Genomic DNA, 17,995 nt, shown 5'->3' on the forward strand with positions numbered 1-17,995 from the left:
AGCATGTCCGCCGCCTCCGCCCGCCGCACCGTCCGCATCCTCACCTGGAGCGGCTTCGCGACCGGCGTGATCGGCGGCCTGCTCATCGCGTTCCCGAAGGTGATCGGACCCGCGAGTCCCTGGGTGCAGCTCGCGCTCGGCGTCGCGACGCTGGTGCTCGCCTTCCGTGCCCGCAAGGTGGGCATCGCCGAGGTCGAGGGCTTCGACGGGCGCCTGTCCCTCGCCGCCGCCCTCCTCGGGTTCCTCGTCCTGTTCTTCGCCGGACAGGCGACGGTGATCCTGCTGGGTTCCGCGGGCGCCTGATCCCGCCGCGGGGGACCCCGCGACCCGAACGCGTAGGGTTGACGGGTGGCATCCCCGGCAGCTGACGACTACCTGAAGACCGTCTACGCGCACACCGAGTGGCAGGAGGCGCCGATCACTCCGTCGGTGCTCGCGGCCAAGCTCGGCATCGCGCCGTCGTCGGTCACGGAGATGGTGAAGAAGCTCGCCGCCGCAGGCCTCGTGTCCCATGTGCCATACGGAGCCGTCCGGCTGACCGAGGCCGGGACCGCCCGCGCCCTCGCGATGGTCCGCCGCCACCGCCTCATCGAGACGTGGCTGGTGCGCGAGTTCGGCTACGGGTGGGACGAGGTGCACGACGAGGCCGAGGTGCTGGAGCACACCATCAGCGACCGCCTGCTCGAGGGCATCGACGAGCGCCTGGGCCGCCCGCGCTTCGACCCGCACGGCGATGCCATCCCGGACGCGGAGGGCCGGATCGACCGCGTGCCGTTCGTGCTGCTCGCCGATGCCGCGGCGGGGCACACGGGCCGCGTGCTCCGTGTCGACGACCGCGACCCCGCCCTGCTGCGCACCCTCGAGTCCCACGGCCTCACCGTCGGCACGACCGTGACGGTGACCCCGTCCGGCATCACCGTCGACGGCTCCGAGCTCCCGCTGCCTCCCGCTGCCCGCGACGTGGTGTGGCTTTCGGCCTGACCCCCTTCGTTCGAATCGCGCACTTTGCCGCACACCGGCCCGGGATGGGACCAATCAGGCGATTCGAAAGGAAAGGCGGGGCCTCTAGGCTGAGCACATGGCACACCGTGACGACATCGAATGCTGGCTCACCGACATGGACGGCGTGCTCGTCCATGAGAACGACGCCATCCCCGGGGCCTCCGAACTCCTCGCCGGATGGGAGCGCAACGAGATCCCCTACCTCGTGCTCACGAACAACTCGATCTTCACCGCGCGCGACCTCTCGGCCCGCCTCCGCGCGAGCGGCCTGATCGTGCCGGAGGAGCGCATCTGGACCTCGGCCCTCGCGACCGCCGACTTCCTCGCCCAGCAGCTCCCCGGCGGTTCCGCCTTCGTCATCGGCGAGGCCGGGATCCTCACCGCGCTGCACGAGGCCGGCTTCATCATGACGGAGACGAACCCCGACTTCGTGGTCGTCGGCGAGACCCGGAACTACTCGTTCGAAGCCATCACCAAGGCCATCCGCCACATCAACAGCGGCTCGCGCTTCATCGTGACGAACCCGGATGCGACCGGCCCGAGCGCCGACGGGGTGCTGCCCGCGACGGGCGCGATCGCCGCCCTCATCACCAAGGCCACCGGCAAGGAGCCGTACGTGGTCGGCAAGCCCAACCCGATGATGTTCCGCTCCGCCCTGAACAAGATCGGCGCGCACTCGAAGAAGACCGGCATGATCGGCGACCGGATGGACACGGACATCGTCGCCGGCATCGAGGCGGGGCTGCACACGGTGCTCGTGCTCACGGGCATCAGCGACCAGCGGATCATCGAGCAGTACCCGTTCCGTCCCGACGAGATCGTCGACTCGGTCGCCGACCTCCTGCCCACGATCACCGACTCGATCCCGACGCTCGACGAGGACTGACGTGGGCGCCCTCGACGACGGCGAGCGGGTCACGGCGGCGGACGCCGCGGAGTGGCGCGCCTGGCTCGAGGCGAATCACGAACGCTCCACCGGGGTGTGGCTGCTGAGCGTGCGCGGCCGCGCCGCCACCGGCGTCGGCTACGAGGACGCCGTGCGGCAGGCGCTGTGCTTCGGGTGGATCGACGGCCCGGTGCGCACGTTCGACGACGAGACCGGCGGCCAGTGGTTCTCCCCGCGACGACCGGGGAGCGGCTGGGCCGCGACGAACAAGGCCCGCATCGCGGAGCTGGACGCGGCGGGTCTCCTCGCCCCCGCCGGGATCCGGGCGCGCGAGACGGCGAAGGCGAACGGCTCCTGGACCGTGCTGGACGGTCCGGAGGCCGGCATCGAGCCACCCGAGCTCACCGCCGCGCTCGACGCGGTGCCGGCGGCCAGGGCGAGCTGGGACGCGTTCCCGAAGTCGGTGAAGAAGTTCGGCCTCACGCAGATCGCGATGGCCAAGCGCGCGGAGACCAAGGCCGCCCGCATCGCGAAGATCGTGGCGGATGCCGCGGAGGGGAAGCGCCCGTGAACCAGAGCGACCTGCTGTTCCTAGTCCTGTTCCTCATCACGCTCACGACGCTGGTCGTGTTCGTCGTTCAGTTCGTGCGGTCCCGTCGCCGCGGCGGCGGCGAGGACGACGGCCGGGCCGGCTGGTGGGAGGGCCCCTGGGACGACGACGACCGCCGGCGCTGAGCCGACGGTCGTCGCCGTGTGCGCTCAGGAGGCCAGCGACGCCCCGGGGATCGCGGCGAGCAGCTCCCGCGTGTAGGGGTGCTGCGGCGCGTCGAAGATGCTCTCGGGCGTGCCGCTCTCGACCACGACGCCGCGCTGCATGACGTGCACCTCGTCCGAGATCATGCGCACGACGGCCAGGTCGTGGCTGATGAAGAGGTAGCTGAGCCCGAGGCGCTTCTGCAGGTCGGCGAGGAGATCGAGGATCTGCGCCTGCACCAGCACGTCGAGCGCGGAGACCGCCTCGTCCAGCACGACGAGCTCGGGCTCCAGGGCCAGGGCGCGGGCGATCGCGACGCGCTGCCGCTGTCCACCGGAGAGCTCGTGCGGCAGCCGCTCGGCCATGGCCGCGGGCAGGGCGACCTGCTCCAGGAGCTCCCGGACGCGGGCGTGCCGGGAGGCGGCCGTGCCGATCCGGTGTACCCGCAGCGGCTCCGCGATCGACTGCTCGACGGTGTACCGGGGATCGAGCGAGGCGTACGGGTTCTGGAAGACGGGCTGCACGCGGCGGCGCAGGGCGAAGAGCTCCTTGCGTCGGAGGGCGGTCAGGTCGGTGCCGTCGAAGAGGATCGACCCCGCGGTCGCGTCCTCCAGGCCGAGCACCATGTTCGCCGTGGTGGACTTTCCCGAGCCGGACTCGCCGACGATGGACACGGTCGTGCCGCGGCGGATCGTGAAGCTGACCCCGTCGACGGCCGTGAAGGTCTGCGGCTCACCCGCCTTCGCGTTGCGGAGCGGGAACTCCTTGCGCAGGTCGCGGATCTCGACGAAGGGCACGGCGTCGCGAGCGACCGCACGCGACGGCAGGGCTTCCCGGCGGGAGGCGAGGCTCGGTGCGGCGGCGAGCAGCTGCCGCGTGTACTCGTGCTGCGGATTGCCGAGGACCTCCGCCGAGGTGCCCTCCTCGACGACGCGGCCGCGGAACATCACGACGATCCGGTCGGCGCGTTCGGCGGCGAGGGCGAGGTCGTGCGTGATGAGGAACACCGCGGTGCCCAGTTCGTCGGTGAGCAGGTCGAGCTGGTCGAGGATGCGGCGCTGCACGGTGACGTCGAGCGCCGAGGTGGGCTCGTCGGCGATGAGCAGCCGCGGCTTGCAGGCGAGTCCCATCGCGATGAGCACGCGCTGCCGCATGCCGCCCGAGAACTCGTGCGGGTACTGGGTCGCCCGGCGGGCGGCGTCGGCGATGCCCACCATCTCGAGGAGTTCGACGACGCGGGCCTTCGTCGCCTCGCCGCTGGTGTACCCGTGGACTTCGAGCGCCTCCCCGATCTGCTCGCCGACGCGCATGAGGGGGTTGAGGTTCGACATCGGGTCCTGCGGCACGAGGCCGATGCCGGCGCCGCGGAGGGACACCATCGCGTTCTCCGGGAGGTCGGTGAGCTCGCGGCCGTCGAAGCGGATGCTCCCCGCCGTGATGACGCCGTTCTCGGGCAGCAGGCGGTTGACCGCGGCCGCCGTGGTGGACTTCCCGGAGCCGGATTCGCCGACCACGGCGACCGTCTCGCCGGCGGCGATCTCGATCGTGACGTCGCTGACGGCGGTGACCAGTTCGGAGCCGGTCCGGAAGGCGACCGCGAGGCCGTCGATGCTCAGCACGGGCGGGGTGGTGCTCATGGGGTACTCGTTCCTTCGGGGTCGAGGAGTGCGGGCAGCGCTGCGCGCCACAGGGTCTCGGTGGGGGCGATCTCGTCGGCGAACAGGCGGTTCGCGAGCAGGACGACGGCGGTCCCGGTCGCGGGGACCACACCCAGCGCGCACCCCGTGTAGCCGGGGTGCCAGAGCATCCGGGTGGGGTACCCGTCCGCCGTCACGGTGTCGCTGCGCCACCCGAGGGCCTGACCGGGGTCGGGGCCGTCGCGGAACAGCTCGGCCACGAGTGCCGGGTCCCAGAGGTCGGCGTGCGCCTCGGCGTCGGCGAGCGCGACGCCGAGGGTCAGCAGGTCGTCGACCGTGCCGAACAGCCCGGCGTGGCCGGAGACGCCCTGCAGAGCATGGAAGCAGTTGCCGTCGTTGACGACGCCCGTGATCTCGTCCTCCCGCCAGGGGAAATGCCGGCGGGACGTGAGGATCGGGTAGGGCGTGCCCGTCGCGACCATCCGCCGCTCGGCGGCGTCCCCGTCCCCCGTCGACGAGGCGACCGGAGCGGCGGCGGGCCCGTAGCCCGTGCGGGTGAGCCCCAGGGGCGCGGTGACGAGCTCGCGCACGGCCGCATCGAGGGAGAGACCGGTCACGGCGGCGACGATGCGGCCGAGGATCAGGAACCCCAGGTCGGAGTAGTGCCGCCCGTCATCCAGGCCGTAGCGGAGGGGGAGCGCGTCCGCGGCGGCGGCGCCGTCGGCGTACCCGCCGTCGAGGTACAGCGGCTGCCACTCCCACAGCCCGGCGCGGTGCAGCAGCAGGTGCCGCACGGTCGTCCCGGGGGCACAGGCGGTTCGGGGAACGAAGCGGTCCACCGGATCGTCGAACCGGAGGTCGCCCCGGGAGGCCAGCCGGAGGAGCGCGGTGGTGGTCGCGGCGACCTTGGTGACGGAGGCGAGGTCGAACGCCGTGTCCGTCGTGACCGGGGTTCCCGCGAGATCGGCGAGGCCGCCGGCGGCCGTGTCCCGGCCCGCGCGGGTGGCGACACCGGCGACGGCTCCCCGCGGCGCGGTCGGCCCGGCGAGGACCCCGGCGATCGCCTCGGCGGCGCTCATACGAGAGCCCCTGTGCGGGAGCAGTCGAGCAGCACCTCGGCGTCGGCGGCGATCCCGGTGATCCCCAGCCCCGCGGCCGGGGCGAGCGTGAGCCACTCCCCGTCGGCGGTGAGCCCTCCGGTCACCGGCGACCGGCGCAGCCACGATGCCGCGTCGAGGTCGTGCACGACGTCCGGAGCGATCGCGGCGGCGAGATGCGCCGCGGCGGCCACTCCGACGTGCGACTCCATCATGCAGCCCAAGACGACGCCGAGTCCGGCGGAACGGGCGGCGTGCACGGCGGCGAGTGCCTCGGTGAGCCCGCCGGTCTTGGCGAGCTTGATGTTCACGAGCCCGGCGGCTCCGCGCGCGGCGACGTCCTGCACGTCCCGCGCGGTGCGCACCGACTCGTCGGCCATGATCGGGGTGTCGACGGCGGCGGTCACCGCGGCGAGCGCGTCGAGGTCGGGCGCGGCGACGGGCTGCTCGACGAGTTCGAGACCCAGACCTGCGTCCTCCGCCGCCCGGATGATGCGGATGGCGCTCTCGACGTCCCACGCCTGGTTCGCGTCCACGCGCAGGGTGATGTCGGCGCCGACGGCGGCCCGGATCGCGCGGAGGCCGGCGACCGTGTCATGTTCCCGGGACGCCTTGATCTTGAGGCAGCGGAATCCCGCCGCCGCATACTCGGCGGCGGTGGCGGCCAGCGCCGCCGGCGTCGCCACGGACAGCGTCATGTCGGTCCGGATGCGCGTCGGCGCGGTCCCCTGCACCGCGAGCGTCTGCGCGAGCGGCACGTCGCGATCCTGGGCGGCGAGGTCGGCGACCGCACAGGCCACCGCGCTGCGAGCGGCGGCGTTGCCCCAGACGGCCGTGGCGAGGGCATCCGCCAGTCCGGGATCGTCGGTGGAGCGCCCGAGCACGGCGTCCGCGAGCGGACCGGCGACCGCGGCCGTGACGCTCTCGGGGCTCTCCCCCGTGACGCGCCAGCTCGTCGCGGCCTCCCCGTATCCGCGGCGGCCGTCGGCGTCGGTCACCTCCACCAGCACGACGTCGAGGTGGTCGGTGCGACGGACGGCCGTCACGAAGGGACGCACCAGGGGCGAAGGCACCCGCAGCACGCGCATCCGCTCGACGACGGTCACGATCCCGCCGCCTCCGTGAGGGTGAGGGAGTCGATGGCCGCGACCGGCTCGGGCATCTGCAGCGGACCGGCGCCGGGCGTGATCGTGCCGAGGATGCGCGGCTCGCGCGCCCCCGTCCCTCCGGGGACGATGGCGGGGACGCCGTGCAGGGTCGACCAGCCGATGAGCGCGAGGAGGATGGCCTCCTTGCTGTCGGCGGGGGCGCCGAGCTCGTCGGCCAGCACGACCTCGGTCTGCGGCAGCGCCGCCCGGAGCCCGTCCAGGAGCAGCGGGTTGCGGCAGCCGCCGCCGGACACCGCGAGGAAGCCGATGCCGGCGGCCTCGACGTCGCGGGCGACCGTGCGGACCGTGAGCTCGGTGAGCGTGCGCACGAGGTCGGCGACCGGGATCTCGCGCCCCTGCGCCGCGAGGTGCTCGTGCACGTAGGCGAGGTGGAAGTGCTCCTTGCCCGTGCTCTTCGGCGGGGTGAGGGCGTAATAGGGGTCCGCGAGCATCGCGTCCAGCAGCGCCTCGTCGACCCGTCCGGTGCGGGCGATCGCCGCGTCGTCGTCGTAGCCGAGCGGGTTGAGGTCGTGCGCGACGATGACCGCGTCGACGAGGGCGTTCGCGGGGCCGATGTCGTACGCGATGAGGCCGTCCGGGCGGACGACGGTCATGTTGGAGATGCCGCCGAGGTTGAGCGCCGCCGAGACGCCGGCGCGGCCACGGAGCAGCAGCTCGTCGAGGAACGACACGAGCGGAGCGCCGTGGCCGCCCGCGGTGATGTCGCGGATGCGGATGTCGGAGACGACGGGCACCCCGGTCTTCTCGGCGATCCAGGCGGGCTGTCCGATCTGCAGGGTGCCGAGCGCGTGGGCACCGTCGACCCAGTGGTACACGGTCTGGCCGTGCGAGCACACCGCGTCGACACCGCCGACCTCGGCCGCGATGTCGGCCGCGACCTCCGCGAACGCCTGACCGATGAGGGTGTCGAGCTCGGCCACCTCGGCCAGGGTGGTCGGCGCCGGAGGCAGCGCGGCGATGAGTCGCGCCCGCAGCGCGGGGCCGTAGGGGACGCTCGTCGACGCGAGCACCGTGCCGCGCAGGTCGACGCCGTGGGCGGTGAAGCCGCCGTTGGTGGCGAAGTCGACGACGGCGGCGTCGATCCCGTCGTGCGAGGTGCCGGAGATCAGTCCCAGGACGCGCATCAGTTCTCCTCCAGTGCGGTGCGCAGACGGCCGTTTGCCGCAGCGAGTCGGGCGGTGGCCGCGGGAAGGTCCTCCCCGCGGCGGATCATGATGGATGCGAGCTTCACGTCCCAGTCGGCGCCCTCCAGTGCGGCGGCCGCGGCGTCGCGATCGACGCCGGCGATCGTCCGCACCATCCGGATCGCCCGCTCGCGGAGCTTGTGATTCGTGGCCTTCACGTCCACCATCAGGTTGCCGTAGGCCTTGCCGTTCCGGACCATCGCGATGGTCGAGAACATGTTCAGCACGAGCTTCTGCGCCGTGCCCGACTTGAGCCGCGTCGAGCCGGAGAGCACCTCGGGGCCGACCTCGACCTCGATGCCGTGCTCCGCGGCCGCGCTCAGCACGGTGCCCGTGTTGCAGGACAGGCCGATGCTCAGCGCCCCGCGCTCCCGCGCCCGCCGGACGGCGGCGACCACATAGGGCGTGCGCCCGCTCGAGGCGATGCCGATGACGGTGTCGAGCGGGCCGATCCCGGCCTCGTCGATCGCGGCGGCTCCCGCCTCGGCGTCGTCCTCCGCCCCCTCGACGGGGTTCACGATCGCACCGGGACCGCCGGCCATGATCGCGAACACGAGCTCCGGCGGGGTGCTGAAGGTCGGCGGGCACTCGGAGGCGTCGAGCACGCCGATGCGGCCCGGGGTGCCGGCGCCCACGTAGACGAGGCGGCCGCCCTGCGCCATGCGCTCGGCGGTCTGCGCGATCGCCGGGATGATCTGCGGCAGCGCCCGGTGCACGGCCGCGGGCACGGTCGCGTCGGCCTCGTTCATGGTCTGCGCGAGCTCGGCCACGCTCATCCGGTCGAGCCCGGCGTATCGGGGGTCGCTCGCCTCGGTGGCCAGCGCACCCAGGTCTTCGGCGATCATCGCTTGCCCCGATTGCGCGGGTCGAGGCTGTCGCGCAGTCCGTCCCCGAGCAGGTTGAGTCCGACGACGAGCAGGACGACGACCACGCCGGGCGCGATCATGGTCCACGGGGCGATGGTCACGAGGGTGCGCGCCTCGAAGATCATCGAGCCGAGCGACGGCGCGGGCGGCGGAGTGCCCAGGCCGAGGAAGCTCAGCGAGGCCTCGGTGAGGACGGCCCACGAGAGGGAGAGGGTGACCTGCACGATGATGATCGACGTGATGTTGGGCAGCACGTGGCGGAACATGGTCGCCATGCGGGCCTGGCCGGTGCTCTTGGCCGCCTTGACGTACTCCACCTCCCGCAGCGACAGCACGGGCCCGCGGGTGACGCGGATGAAGATCGGCACGTAGACGATCGCGATGGCCACGGCGATCGTGAACCAGTTGCGGTCGAACACCGACGCGAGCGACAGGGCGAGCAGCAGCGGCGGGAACGCGAACAGCACGTTGGTGACCGCCGTGATCGCCCCGTCGGAGATGCCGCGGTAGAAGCCGGCGATGAGTCCGCACACGGTGCCGACCACGGTCGCGAACGCGACGGCGACGACGGAGATGAGGGCGGAGTTGGCGACACCGGCGGCCACGCGGGAGAACACGTCGCGGCCGAACTGGTCGGTCCCGAACCAGTGCACAGCGGACGGCGGCTGCAGTCGGGACGGCGGGTCCTGCGCGAGCGGGTCGAACGGCAGCAGGCCGAACGCCGAGACGAGGCTGAGCACCGCGAGCAGCGCGACGATGATGATGCCCGCGAGTCCGCTGCGGCTGCGCAGCAGGAGACGCACGCGCTCCATGGTGCGCCCGCCGCCGGGAGCGAGGGCCGGGGTCTGAGAGATGTCGGTCATGCGGCACGCACCCGGGGGTCGATGACCCGGTAGAGCAGGTCGGTGAGCAGGTTGACGATGACGAAGGCGAGGGCGATCACCAGCACAGTGCTCTGCACGAGCGCGTACTCCTTCTGCTGGATGCCGAGCAGCACCTGGCGGCCGATGCCGGGCAGCGAGAAGATCTGCTCCACCACGACCGCACCGCCCAGCAGGTAGCCGAACTGCAGACCGGTCATGGTGACGATCGGGACGAGCGCGTTGCCGAGCACGTGACGCACCTGGAGGCGGCGGGGCGGCACGCCCTTGGCCTTCGCGGTGCGGATGAAGTCGTTCGCGCGGATCTCCAGCACCGCGGTGCGGGTGGTGCGCATGATGGGGGCGGCGATGCCGAACCCGAGCACGATCGACGGCAGCAGCATCTGCTGGAGGTTGAGGAGCGGGTCGTCGAAGAGCCGCGCGTAGCCCTGACCGTTCGGGTTGAAGCCGAGCGACTGCGCGAGGATCGCGAGCAGGGCGGTGCCGAGCAGGAAGGCCGGGATGGAGAGTCCGGCGAGTCCGACGACCTGGCCGACGCCGTCGCGCACCGAGTCGGGCTTCGAGGCGGACAGCATGCCCAGCGGGATGCCGATGGCGAGTGCGATGAGGATCGAGAAGATCGCGAGCTCGAACGTGACGGGCAGCGCGGCGGCGGTGAGGTCGAGCACGCTGGTCTGCGCGCGCGAGGAGAAGCCGAGGTTGCCGGTGAAGATGTTGCCCAGCCAGGAGAAGAACTGCACGAAGAGCGGCTGGTCGAGGCCGTAGTACGACTCGAGCGCGGCGCGCTGCGCCGGGGTGAGGGCGGCCGCCTCGGTGCCGAGGCCGGAGCTGATCTGGTCGCCGGGGATGGCGCGCAGCATCAGGAAGACGAAGACGGCGACGCCGAAGAGGGTGCCGAGGGCTGCGAGGATGCGTCGCAGCACGCTGTTGCGGAGGAGCTGTCTGAACATGCGCGTGGGAGAGGTGCCTGTCGTCGGGGAGCCGAGGGGGCGCGGGCGTCCGCGCCCCCTCGTTCCGCTACTGGATGGAGGTGGTCCGCAGGTACTGCAGCGAGCCGTTCGCCATCGGGGTGAATCCGTCGACGGTGGAGGACGTCGCGGTGTAGGTGTAGCTGGTGAACAGCCAGATCCAGGCGGCGTTGTCCTCGAGGTTCTCGGACACCTGCGCGTAGATGTCCTTGCGCTTCTCGGGGTCGGCCGTCTCGCGGCCCTCGGCGAACAGCGCGTCGAGCTCGGGCGAGGAGTAGCCGGCAACCTTGTTCAGGTTGCCGGTGCTGGTGAAGTAGCGGCCGTACATGCCGTCGGGGTCGGGGCGTCCGCCGTTGAGGGCGACCGCGGCGTCGAAGTCGGCGGCGATCCACCGGTCGACGAACGCGCCGGACTCGAGCACCTCGAGGTCGAGCGTGATGTTCGCGTCGGCGAGCTGCGCCTTCAGGTTCTGCGCCTCGTTGACGGAGGTGGCGTACTCGCCCTGGGACACGATCGTCTTGACGGTGACGCCGTCCTCCTTTCCGGCCTTCTTCAGGTACTCGGCCGCCTTGTCGAGGTCGCGCTCCGGGCACGGACGCGCGTCGGGGTCGGACTTGAAGGCGGGCGAGGTGATCGGACCGGTGACCTCGCCCTCGCCGAGCGCGGCGGTGTCGAGCACCTCCTGGCGGTCGATCGCGCACTGCATCGCGAGACGCACGTTGACGTCGGTGAGGTCGCCGCGCGTGGCGTTGAGCTGCAGGGCGTGGTAGCTGAGCTGCGGCGTCGTCGCGACCTCGACGTTCGCGCCCTCGGCGGTCTGCGCGACGAGCGGGTCGTCGAACACCGCGAGCTGCACGTTGCCGGACTGCATCGCCGAGACGATGGACGACTCGTCCGGGATCACGCGGAACTCGACGGTGTCGAGCAGCGCGGTGTCGCCCCAGTAGTCGTCGTTCTTGGCCAGCGTGAGCGACTGGCTCGGGGTGCGGTCCTCCAGCACGAACGGGCCGGTGCCGTTCGGCGTGGTGTTGAGCGCCTCCTCGGTGTCGTCCGACGAGAGCATCGCCATGTTGATGACGGCGAGGTTCGCGGGCAGGGCGGCGTCGGGGGCGCTGAGGGTGAGGGTGACGGTGTTCTCGTCAGTGGCCTCGACGGCGGCGACGGAGGCGAGCGAGCTCGCGGCCACCGCGGCGGTCGCCTCGTCGGCGATGGCGTCCAGCGAGTACTTCACGTCGGCGGAGTCGAAGGCGCTGCCGTCCGCGAACGTGACGCCCTCGCGGAGGTGGAGGGTGACGGTCAGGCCGTCCTCGGAGACGTCCCACGACTCGGCGAGACCGGGGACGACGTTGAGCTCCTCGTCGAACTCGGTCAGCGTGCCGTACAGGTTCTGCAGGACGTTGACCGCCTGGAACTGGGTGGCCTTCCACGGGAAGAGCGTGTCGGGATCGCTCGTGACGCCGATGACGAGGTCGCCACCGGCGGCTCCCGATCCGCCGTCGGACGGGTTCGATGCGGGCGCGGAACACCCGGTCATGACGAGCGCCGCGGCGAGGCCCGTGGCGGTGAGGGCGCCGAGGGACGCCCACCGTGCTGTGCTCATGCTGTTTCCTCCTGGCTGGGACCGCGTCGCCCTGGCTCGGATCAGGCGGTGCTGCCTGATGTCCCGCGAACATCGTCGGTCTGGGTAAGTACCAAAAGTACACGAAAGTACCTACGCGTGTAACAGAAGTTCCTCTAGTGTTATGAACACCGATCGGAGACCCCATGCCCCACGACGACGCCCGCGACGACGCCGGCGCCCCTCTCGTGCTCGTCCGGATGCGCGCGCTGCGTCCCGAACTCCGGCCCAGCGAGCAACGCATCGCCGATCTCTTCCTCGCCGACCCCGCCGGGACCGCCGGGCTCTCGGTGGCCGAGCTCGCGCACCGCTGCGACACGTCGACCACGTCCGTCGTGCGGTTCTGCAAGCGCCTCGGCTACGAGCATGTGCGGGAACTGCGCAACCACGTGCTGCGCGAGGTGGAGCGCGAGACCTTCGACACCGCCGCGCTTCCCGCCGTCTCCGGCGACATCGACCGCAACGACACGCTGACCGACATCGTCGCGAAGGTATCGCTCGCCGAGACGCTCTCCCTCGCCGACACCGCCAAGGTGCTCGATACGGACGCGCTCCGCGCCACGGTCGAGGCCATCACCTCCTCCACCCGGGTGGACATCTTCGGTGTGGGGGCGAGCTCCATCGTCGGCCTCGACCTCCAGCGCAAGCTCACCCGGATCGGGCGGACAGCGCTGGAGTGGTCCGACCCGCACGCCGCCTGGACCTCGGCGGCCACCCTCGGGCCGGGGAACGTCGCGATCGCCGTGTCGCACACGGGTGCCACCACCGACACCATCGAGTTCCTCCTCCTCGCCCGCCAGGCCGGCGCGACGACGATCGCCATCACCAATCACGCCGGCTCGCCGCTCGCCGGTCAGGCCGACATCGTGCTGACCACCGCCGCGCGCGAGACCGGCTTCCGCTCCGGGGCGCTGGGCAGCCGGATCGCCCAGCTCATGGTCGTCGACTGCATCTTCATCGGCGTCGCGCAGTCGAACTACGACCGCTCGATGGAAGCCCTCCGCGACACCTTCGCCGCCGTGCACCATGTGCGCGGAGGAGCCTGAGGTGGCCGCCCGCCGGCTCCGCGTCGGCCTGTTCGCGGCGTTCGGCGGACTCGGCGTCACTGCGGCGTTCGTCCCCGCGGTCCTGCCCTCCGCGGAGCGCGCGACGGGCGCCGACCTGAGCGCCGCCGTCCCCGTCCTCTTCGCGGGACTGCTCGCCGGGGTCCTCCTGTCGGGTCCGCTCCTGGTGCGCCGCCCGCCCCGGACGACGCTCGTGGTGGGCAGCCTGCTGCAGGCGGTCGCCGTCGTCGGCGTGGCCCTGGCCACCGACCCCGGCGTCTTCCTCGCGTCCGCCGCAATCGCCGGGCTCGGGTTCGGGCTCGTCGAGGCGGCGGGCTCGGTGGCCGCCAAGGCCGCCGGCACGGGGAGCGCGACCGGCCTGCTCAGCGCCCTGATGGGCACGGTCGCCGTGTGCGCGGCCGTCACGCCGCTCGTCGTGGCGCTCGGGGCGGAGGTCCGTCCGGCGCTGTCCGTGCTCGCGGCGGTGCCGCTCACGACCGTGGCGGTGCTGATCGGCACCCCTGCCGGCGCACGAGCGACCGAAGCCCCGGCACGCCGCGACGCGCGCTCGCTGCTCGTCCTCCTCCCCTTCGCGCTGGCGCTGCCGCTCTACGTCGGCGTCGAGACCGTGCTGTCCGGCTGGTCGGCCGTGATCCCGGAGCGCGTGCTCGCGATCGACCCGGCGGTCGCCGCGCTCGGCACCTCGGCCTTCTGGGCGCTGATGGCCGTCGGTCGATTCGGTGCGGCCGCGCTCCGGCGCGCCGCGGTACCGCCGCTCGCCCTGCTCGCGACCGCGACCGGTGCCGCTGCGGTCCTCCTGGTGCTCGCCGGCGTGCTCCTCGGCGAGCAGCCGGTCGCGGCGCTGGTCATCCTGGCGGGGGTGGTGGTGCTGCTGGCCCCGAGCTACGGGCTCATCCTCGGGCTCGCGCTCGACCGTCTCGACCCGGCCCGCAGTGCCGCCGTCACCGGTGCGCTCGTGGCCTGCGGGGCGGTCGGCGGCACGTTCGTCCCCGCCCTCGTCCTGCTGATCGGGCGCGACCCGGCGTCGAGCGTCACCTTCCTCATGTCCGCCGTGCTGTGCGCGGTCATCCCCCTGCTGATGCTCGTCGCATCGCGCTCCGGACGCCCCGTCCCGGCGCTGCGGTGACAGACTCTTCCTCCCCCATCGGGTCGTCGCGCGGCCTCTTCACAGATGCCGGAATTCCGACGGGCACCCGCACGGCGACCACGTATCGTCGAAGCCACACCCGCACCGAGGAAGGGAACACCGTGGCCACAGACACGCTCACGATCATCGTCAGCGCGATCGGCAGCGTGCTCACCCTCGGCGCGAGCCTCTTCGCGGCGGGGGCCTGGATGATCCGTCGCATCGACGACCGCATCGACACCGTGGAGACGAAGCTCGGCACCCGCATCGACACCGTGGAGACGAAGCTCGGCACACGCATCGACTCCGTGGAGTCGAAAATCGGCACCCGCATCGACTCCGTCGAAGAGAAGCTCGGCGCCCGCATCGATGCGGTGGCGGCGGACGTCACGGATCTGAAGATCGCCGTCGCCCGCCTCGAGGGGCCGCCGCGACGCCTGCTCGTGTCGGGAGGCTGAGGCTCCCGTCAGCGCAGGACGAGGGCGGCGGCGCCGATCAACGGCCCCTCGTCGCCCAGGCCCGAGCGGACGACGCGCGTGCGGCGGGAGTACTCATGCACGGCGCTGGCGGTGAGAGCCTGCTGGACGAGGTCGATGTAGTCGGATGACACCCGCGAGAAGCCGCCGCCGATGGCGACGACGTCGAGATCGACGAGGGTCGCGGCATCGGCCAGCGCCTCCCCGACGGCGCGGGCGGAGCGTTCGATCGCGGCGCGGGCGACGGCGACACCGGCCACGGCGTCCCGGGCCAGGTCTTCTCCGGTCGCGCCGGACCAGCCCTGCTCCCGCGCCCAGGCCGCGCTGGCTGGTCCGGAGGCGATCTCCTCGAGAGTGAGGCCGCCCTCGCGGCGCACCTGCCCGAGGTGCCCGGCGTTGCCGCTGGCCCCCGGCACATACGCACCGCCCACGACGAAACCGCCGCCGACACCGGTGGACACGACGATCGACAGGGAGGCCCCCGCCTCCTGCGTCGCCCCCAGCCAGGACTCCGCGAGCGCGAGCGCGCCGCCGTCGTGACCGAGGATCGCCGGGACGTCCCGCCCGAGCGCGGCCGCGGCCGCGTCGGCGACCGCCGCCACGAGTCCGAAGCCTCGCGCGAGGGGCATGTTCACCGGCAGGATCTCGCCGCGGGTCCGATCCACAGGACCCGCGCTGCCGATCCCGGCGCCGACGAGCTCCGCGTCGGCGGGGAGGGCGGCGAGCGCCTGCCGCACGATCGCGTCGACCGCGTCCGTCAGCGATGCCGGCGTCGCCTCCCGGCCGGTGGGCTGCCGGCTGCGGCTGCCGGGGACGAGCGCGCCGTCGTCGGCGACGAGGGCGGCTTCCATCTTCGTGCCGCCCACATCGACGGCCAGGGCGTACCGGGTCACTGCGGGTCGAGTCCGAGGTCGTCGAGGTCGAACGCCGCACGCCACTCCAGGCCTTCGGCCTCGATGGCCGCCTGGGCGCCGGTCTTGCGATCGACGATCACCGCGACGGCGACCACCTCCGCGCCTTCCTTGCGGAGCGCCTCGACGGCCTTGAGCGCGGACTGCCCGGTGGTCGAGGTGTCCTCCAGCACGACCACGCGCTTGCCCTTCACGTCGGCGCCCTCGATCTGGCGGCCGCGTCCGTGGTCCTTCGGCTCCTTGCGCACCACGAACGCGTCCAGCGGACGATCGGTGCCGACCGAGGCGTGCAGCACGGCGTTCGCGATCGGGTCGGCCCCGAGCGTGAGACCGCCGACGGCGACGACGTCGAGATCGGCGATCAGGTCGCGCATGATGCGGCCGATCGCCGGGGCGGCGCGGTGGTCGAGGGTGAGCTTGCGCATGTCGACGTAGTACGTCGCCTTCTTGCCGCTGGAGAGGGTGAAGTCGCCGTGGAACACGGCCTCGTCGGTGATGAGATCGAGGAGGGTCTGGCGGTCTGCGTCGAGTGCGGTCACGGCATCCAGTGTAGGAGGCACACCCTAGGCTGGACGCATGCGCTTGGCCACCTGGAACGTCAACTCCATCCGCACCCGTGTCGCCCGTACCGTCGAGTTCGCCGTCCGTGAAGACGTCGACGTGCTCGCGATGCAGGAGGTGAAGTGCAAGCCGGAGCAGTTCCCGTACGCGCCGTTCGAGGAGGCCGGGTACCACGTCGAGGTCCACGGCCTGAATCAGTGGAACGGCGTCGCGATCGCGAGCCGGCTGCCCGTCACCGACGTCCGCACCGCGTTCGACGGCATGCCCGGGTTCGCGAAGGGCCATGAGGGCCCCGACGCCCCGCAGGAGGCGCGGGCGCTGGGCGTCCTGGTCGACGGCGTGCGCGTCTGGAGCCTGTACGTGCCCAACGGCCGTTCGCTGGACGACCCGCACTACGCCTACAAGCTGCACTGGCTCGAACAGCTCCGGCGGTCCACGGCGGCCGAGCTGTCGGCGAACCCCGACCTCCCCCTCGCGCTCGTCGGAGACTTCAACATCATCCCTTTCGACCACGACAACGGCGACCCCGACATCGTGGTCGGCCGCTCCACCCACGTCTCCCCCGCCGAGCGCGACGCGTTCTTCGCCCTGGAGGACGCCGGCGTGACCGACGTCGTGCGGCCGCTGCTCCCGGAGGGCTACACCTACTGGGACTACCAGCGGCTGAAGTTCCCCCGTAACGAGGGCATCCGCATCGACTTCATCCTCGGATCGAAGACCTTCGCCGACGCGGTCACCGGCGCGGCGATCCACCGCAACGAGCGCAAGGGTGAGCAGCCCAGCGACCACGTGCCCGTCGTGGTCGACCTCGACCTCGGCGGCGACGACGCCGACGACGACCTGCCGATGATCTTCTCCTGACCCTTCGACAGGCTCAGGGACCCATCGCATGGCAAGCACCGGCCCTTCGACAGGCTCAGGGACCCATCGCGTGGCAGGCACCGGCCCTTCGACAGGCTCGGGGACCCATCGGGTGCGGCTGATCGCGACCGATCTCGACGGCACGCTGCTCGACGGCTCGTCCGCGGTGACCGTCCGCACCCGCGCCGCGCTCGACGCCGCCCGGCTCGCGGGGATCACCGTGGTGCCGGTCACCGCCCGCCAGCCCATCGGCCTGCGCGCGATCGCCGCGGATGCCGGATTCGACGGGTGGGCGCTGTGCGGGAACGGCGCGTACGCGACGCATCTCACCGAGGGCCGGATGCTGTTCGCGGAGGAGCTGCCGCCCGCGACGCTCCGCACGCTCGCGGAGGCGCTGCGGGCCAGCATCCCCGGTCTGCTCTTCGCGAGCGTGCGGGAGGGCGGCGAGACGTTCGTGGCGCAGCACGGCTATGCAGCCATCGCGCAGCTCTCCGACCACAAGCGCGACCCCGCGACCATGGGCGGCGTGCCGCTGGAGGAGGTGCTCGCCGCGCCGACGCTCAAGCTCGTGATCCGGCACCCGGAGCTCGCGCCGGCCCCGCTCTTCGAGACCCTGCAGTCCCTCGGGCTCACCGGCTTCGAGGCCACGCTGTCGGGTGCCCCGTTCGTCGAGGTCATGGCGCAGGGCGTCACGAAGGCGACGGGACTCGCGCGGCTCTGCGCGCATCTGGGCATCGACCGCGCCGACGTCGTCGCCTTCGGCGACGCCCTCAACGACGTGGAGATGCTCCGCTGGGCCGGGCACGGCGTCGCGATGGCGCACGCGGAGCCGATCGTGCAGGAGGCCGCGGACGAGACCTGCGCCCGCAACGACGAGGACGGCGTGGCCCAGGTGATCGAGCGTCTCCTCGAAGACGTGTAGCCGGCGGCCCGC

The 17,995-nt window shown here is 72.3% G+C and carries 20 protein-coding genes; 10 read left to right on the forward strand and 10 right to left on the reverse strand.

Going from position 1 to position 17,995, the window contains the following annotated elements; translation table 11 throughout:
- Positions 1 to 3: 3 nt before the first annotated feature.
- From KAF39_RS03015 to KAF39_RS03035, 5 genes are all read left to right on the forward strand, one after another.
- Positions 4 to 303: a hypothetical protein gene (locus KAF39_RS03015; RefSeq protein ID WP_210675898.1), complete on the forward strand. Its 300-nt coding sequence runs from the start codon at positions 4 to 6 to the stop codon at positions 301 to 303.
- A gap of 45 nt (positions 304 to 348) precedes the next feature.
- Positions 349 to 981 carry a metal-dependent transcriptional regulator gene (locus KAF39_RS03020; protein WP_210675899.1) on the forward strand — a complete coding sequence of 211 codons (633 nt, stop codon included), beginning with the start codon at positions 349 to 351 and terminating at the stop codon, positions 979 to 981.
- Between the two features lie 97 nt (positions 982 to 1,078).
- Positions 1,079 to 1,888 (forward strand): HAD-IIA family hydrolase, encoded by an 810-nt coding sequence (locus KAF39_RS03025; protein ID WP_210675900.1) that lies wholly within the window; start codon positions 1,079 to 1,081, stop codon positions 1,886 to 1,888.
- Position 1,889: 1 nt separating this feature from the next.
- The gene (locus KAF39_RS16210) at positions 1,890 to 2,459 is read left to right on the forward strand and encodes a YdeI family protein (protein ID WP_102209458.1); all 570 of its coding nucleotides are present in this window, start codon (positions 1,890 to 1,892) and stop codon (positions 2,457 to 2,459) included.
- The gene (locus KAF39_RS03035) at positions 2,456 to 2,623 is read left to right on the forward strand and encodes a hypothetical protein (RefSeq protein WP_210675901.1); all 168 of its coding nucleotides are present in this window, start codon (positions 2,456 to 2,458) and stop codon (positions 2,621 to 2,623) included. Before KAF39_RS16210 ends, KAF39_RS03035 begins: the two co-directional genes overlap by 4 nt.
- Positions 2,624 to 2,647: 24 nt before the next feature.
- Here KAF39_RS03035 and KAF39_RS03040 read toward each other — a convergent pair whose 3' ends face one another.
- The 8 genes from KAF39_RS03040 to KAF39_RS03075 all read right to left on the reverse strand — a co-directional run bounded on the left by KAF39_RS03040 (position 2,648) and on the right by KAF39_RS03075 (position 12,044).
- Positions 2,648 to 4,279 carry an ABC transporter ATP-binding protein gene (locus KAF39_RS03040; protein ID WP_210675902.1) on the reverse strand — a complete coding sequence of 544 codons (1,632 nt, stop codon included), beginning with the start codon at positions 4,277 to 4,279 and terminating at the stop codon, positions 2,648 to 2,650.
- Positions 4,276 to 5,358: a serine hydrolase gene (locus KAF39_RS03045; RefSeq protein ID WP_210675903.1), complete on the reverse strand. Its 1,083-nt coding sequence runs from the start codon at positions 5,356 to 5,358 to the stop codon at positions 4,276 to 4,278. The genes KAF39_RS03040 and KAF39_RS03045 overlap by 4 nt, the downstream gene beginning before the upstream one ends.
- Positions 5,355 to 6,482, reverse strand: coding sequence for an enolase C-terminal domain-like protein (locus tag KAF39_RS03050; RefSeq protein WP_210675904.1), 1,128 nt, complete (start codon positions 6,480 to 6,482; stop codon positions 5,355 to 5,357). The genes KAF39_RS03045 and KAF39_RS03050 overlap by 4 nt, the downstream gene beginning before the upstream one ends.
- Entirely contained in the window at positions 6,479 to 7,669 is a 1,191-nt protein-coding gene (locus tag KAF39_RS03055; protein WP_210675905.1) for an anhydro-N-acetylmuramic acid kinase, read from the reverse strand. The genes KAF39_RS03050 and KAF39_RS03055 overlap by 4 nt, the downstream gene beginning before the upstream one ends.
- The gene (murQ, locus tag KAF39_RS03060) at positions 7,669 to 8,574 is read right to left on the reverse strand and encodes an N-acetylmuramic acid 6-phosphate etherase (protein WP_210675906.1); all 906 of its coding nucleotides are present in this window, start codon (positions 8,572 to 8,574) and stop codon (positions 7,669 to 7,671) included. Before murQ ends, KAF39_RS03055 begins: the two co-directional genes overlap by 1 nt.
- Positions 8,571 to 9,458, reverse strand: a complete 888-nt coding sequence (locus KAF39_RS03065; RefSeq protein ID WP_210675907.1) for an ABC transporter permease — start codon at positions 9,456 to 9,458, stop codon at positions 8,571 to 8,573. The genes murQ and KAF39_RS03065 overlap by 4 nt, the downstream gene beginning before the upstream one ends.
- Positions 9,455 to 10,426, reverse strand: a complete 972-nt coding sequence (locus KAF39_RS03070) for an ABC transporter permease (protein ID WP_210675908.1) — start codon at positions 10,424 to 10,426, stop codon at positions 9,455 to 9,457. The genes KAF39_RS03065 and KAF39_RS03070 overlap by 4 nt, the downstream gene beginning before the upstream one ends.
- Positions 10,427 to 10,493: 67 nt before the next feature.
- Positions 10,494 to 12,044: an ABC transporter substrate-binding protein gene (locus tag KAF39_RS03075; RefSeq protein WP_210675909.1), complete on the reverse strand. Its 1,551-nt coding sequence runs from the start codon at positions 12,042 to 12,044 to the stop codon at positions 10,494 to 10,496.
- Between the two features lie 164 nt (positions 12,045 to 12,208).
- On the opposite strand from KAF39_RS03075, the gene KAF39_RS03080 reads away from it, so the two are divergent.
- The 3 genes from KAF39_RS03080 to KAF39_RS03090 all read left to right on the forward strand — a co-directional run bounded on the left by KAF39_RS03080 (position 12,209) and on the right by KAF39_RS03090 (position 14,710).
- Positions 12,209 to 13,108 carry a MurR/RpiR family transcriptional regulator gene (locus KAF39_RS03080; protein WP_210675910.1) on the forward strand — a complete coding sequence of 300 codons (900 nt, stop codon included), beginning with the start codon at positions 12,209 to 12,211 and terminating at the stop codon, positions 13,106 to 13,108.
- 1 nt (position 13,109) lies between these two features.
- Positions 13,110 to 14,252 carry a sugar MFS transporter gene (locus tag KAF39_RS03085; protein WP_210675911.1) on the forward strand — a complete coding sequence of 381 codons (1,143 nt, stop codon included), beginning with the start codon at positions 13,110 to 13,112 and terminating at the stop codon, positions 14,250 to 14,252.
- 122 nt (positions 14,253 to 14,374) lie between these two features.
- Positions 14,375 to 14,710: a hypothetical protein gene (locus KAF39_RS03090; protein ID WP_210675912.1), complete on the forward strand. Its 336-nt coding sequence runs from the start codon at positions 14,375 to 14,377 to the stop codon at positions 14,708 to 14,710.
- 8 nt (positions 14,711 to 14,718) lie between these two features.
- On the opposite strand, the gene KAF39_RS03095 is transcribed toward KAF39_RS03090, so the two are convergent.
- Together KAF39_RS03095 and pyrE are read right to left on the reverse strand one after the other, a co-directional pair.
- The gene (locus tag KAF39_RS03095; RefSeq protein WP_210675913.1) at positions 14,719 to 15,621 is read right to left on the reverse strand and encodes an ROK family protein; all 903 of its coding nucleotides are present in this window, start codon (positions 15,619 to 15,621) and stop codon (positions 14,719 to 14,721) included.
- A complete protein-coding gene (gene pyrE / locus KAF39_RS03100; protein WP_210675914.1) occupies positions 15,618 to 16,178 on the reverse strand; it encodes an orotate phosphoribosyltransferase in 561 nt (186 codons plus the stop codon). Before pyrE ends, KAF39_RS03095 begins: the two co-directional genes overlap by 4 nt.
- A 37-nt stretch (positions 16,179 to 16,215) precedes the next feature.
- On the opposite strand from pyrE, the gene KAF39_RS03105 reads away from it, so the two are divergent.
- The gene (locus KAF39_RS03105) at positions 16,216 to 17,061 is read left to right on the forward strand and encodes an exodeoxyribonuclease III (RefSeq protein ID WP_210675915.1); all 846 of its coding nucleotides are present in this window, start codon (positions 16,216 to 16,218) and stop codon (positions 17,059 to 17,061) included.
- A 28-nt stretch (positions 17,062 to 17,089) separates the two neighbouring features.
- Positions 17,090 to 17,983, forward strand: a complete 894-nt coding sequence (locus tag KAF39_RS03110) for an HAD family hydrolase (protein WP_246878214.1) — start codon at positions 17,090 to 17,092, stop codon at positions 17,981 to 17,983.
- Positions 17,984 to 17,995: the final 12 nt, after the last annotated feature.

The organism is Microbacterium sp. BLY (assembly GCF_017939615.1).
Classification (GTDB): Bacteria; Actinomycetota; Actinomycetes; order Actinomycetales; family Microbacteriaceae; genus Microbacterium.

Bases quoted from the DNA above. Each gene is read 5' to 3' on its own strand.
- KAF39_RS03015 (WP_210675898.1), top strand. From the start codon at position 4: ATGTCCGCCGCCTCCGCCCGCCGCACCGTCCGCATCCTCACCTGGAGC.
- KAF39_RS03055 (WP_210675905.1), bottom strand. From the start codon at position 7,669: ATGCGCGTCCTGGGACTGATCTCCGGCACCTCGCACGACGGGATCGAC.
- KAF39_RS03045 (WP_210675903.1), bottom strand. From the start codon at position 5,358: ATGAGCGCCGCCGAGGCGATCGCCGGGGTCCTCGCCGGGCCGACCGCG.
- KAF39_RS03105 (WP_210675915.1), top strand. From the start codon at position 16,216: ATGCGCTTGGCCACCTGGAACGTCAACTCCATCCGCACCCGTGTCGCC.
- KAF39_RS03065 (WP_210675907.1), bottom strand. From the start codon at position 9,458: ATGACCGACATCTCTCAGACCCCGGCCCTCGCTCCCGGCGGCGGGCGC.
- KAF39_RS03040 (WP_210675902.1), bottom strand. From the start codon at position 4,279: ATGAGCACCACCCCGCCCGTGCTGAGCATCGACGGCCTCGCGGTCGCC.
- KAF39_RS03075 (WP_210675909.1), bottom strand. From the start codon at position 12,044: ATGAGCACAGCACGGTGGGCGTCCCTCGGCGCCCTCACCGCCACGGGC.
- KAF39_RS03025 (WP_210675900.1), top strand. From the start codon at position 1,079: ATGGCACACCGTGACGACATCGAATGCTGGCTCACCGACATGGACGGC.
- KAF39_RS03110 (WP_246878214.1), top strand. From the start codon at position 17,090: ATGGCAAGCACCGGCCCTTCGACAGGCTCAGGGACCCATCGCGTGGCA.
- KAF39_RS03070 (WP_210675908.1), bottom strand. From the start codon at position 10,426: ATGTTCAGACAGCTCCTCCGCAACAGCGTGCTGCGACGCATCCTCGCA.
- murQ (WP_210675906.1), bottom strand. From the start codon at position 8,574: ATGATCGCCGAAGACCTGGGTGCGCTGGCCACCGAGGCGAGCGACCCC.
- KAF39_RS03080 (WP_210675910.1), top strand. From the start codon at position 12,209: ATGCCCCACGACGACGCCCGCGACGACGCCGGCGCCCCTCTCGTGCTC.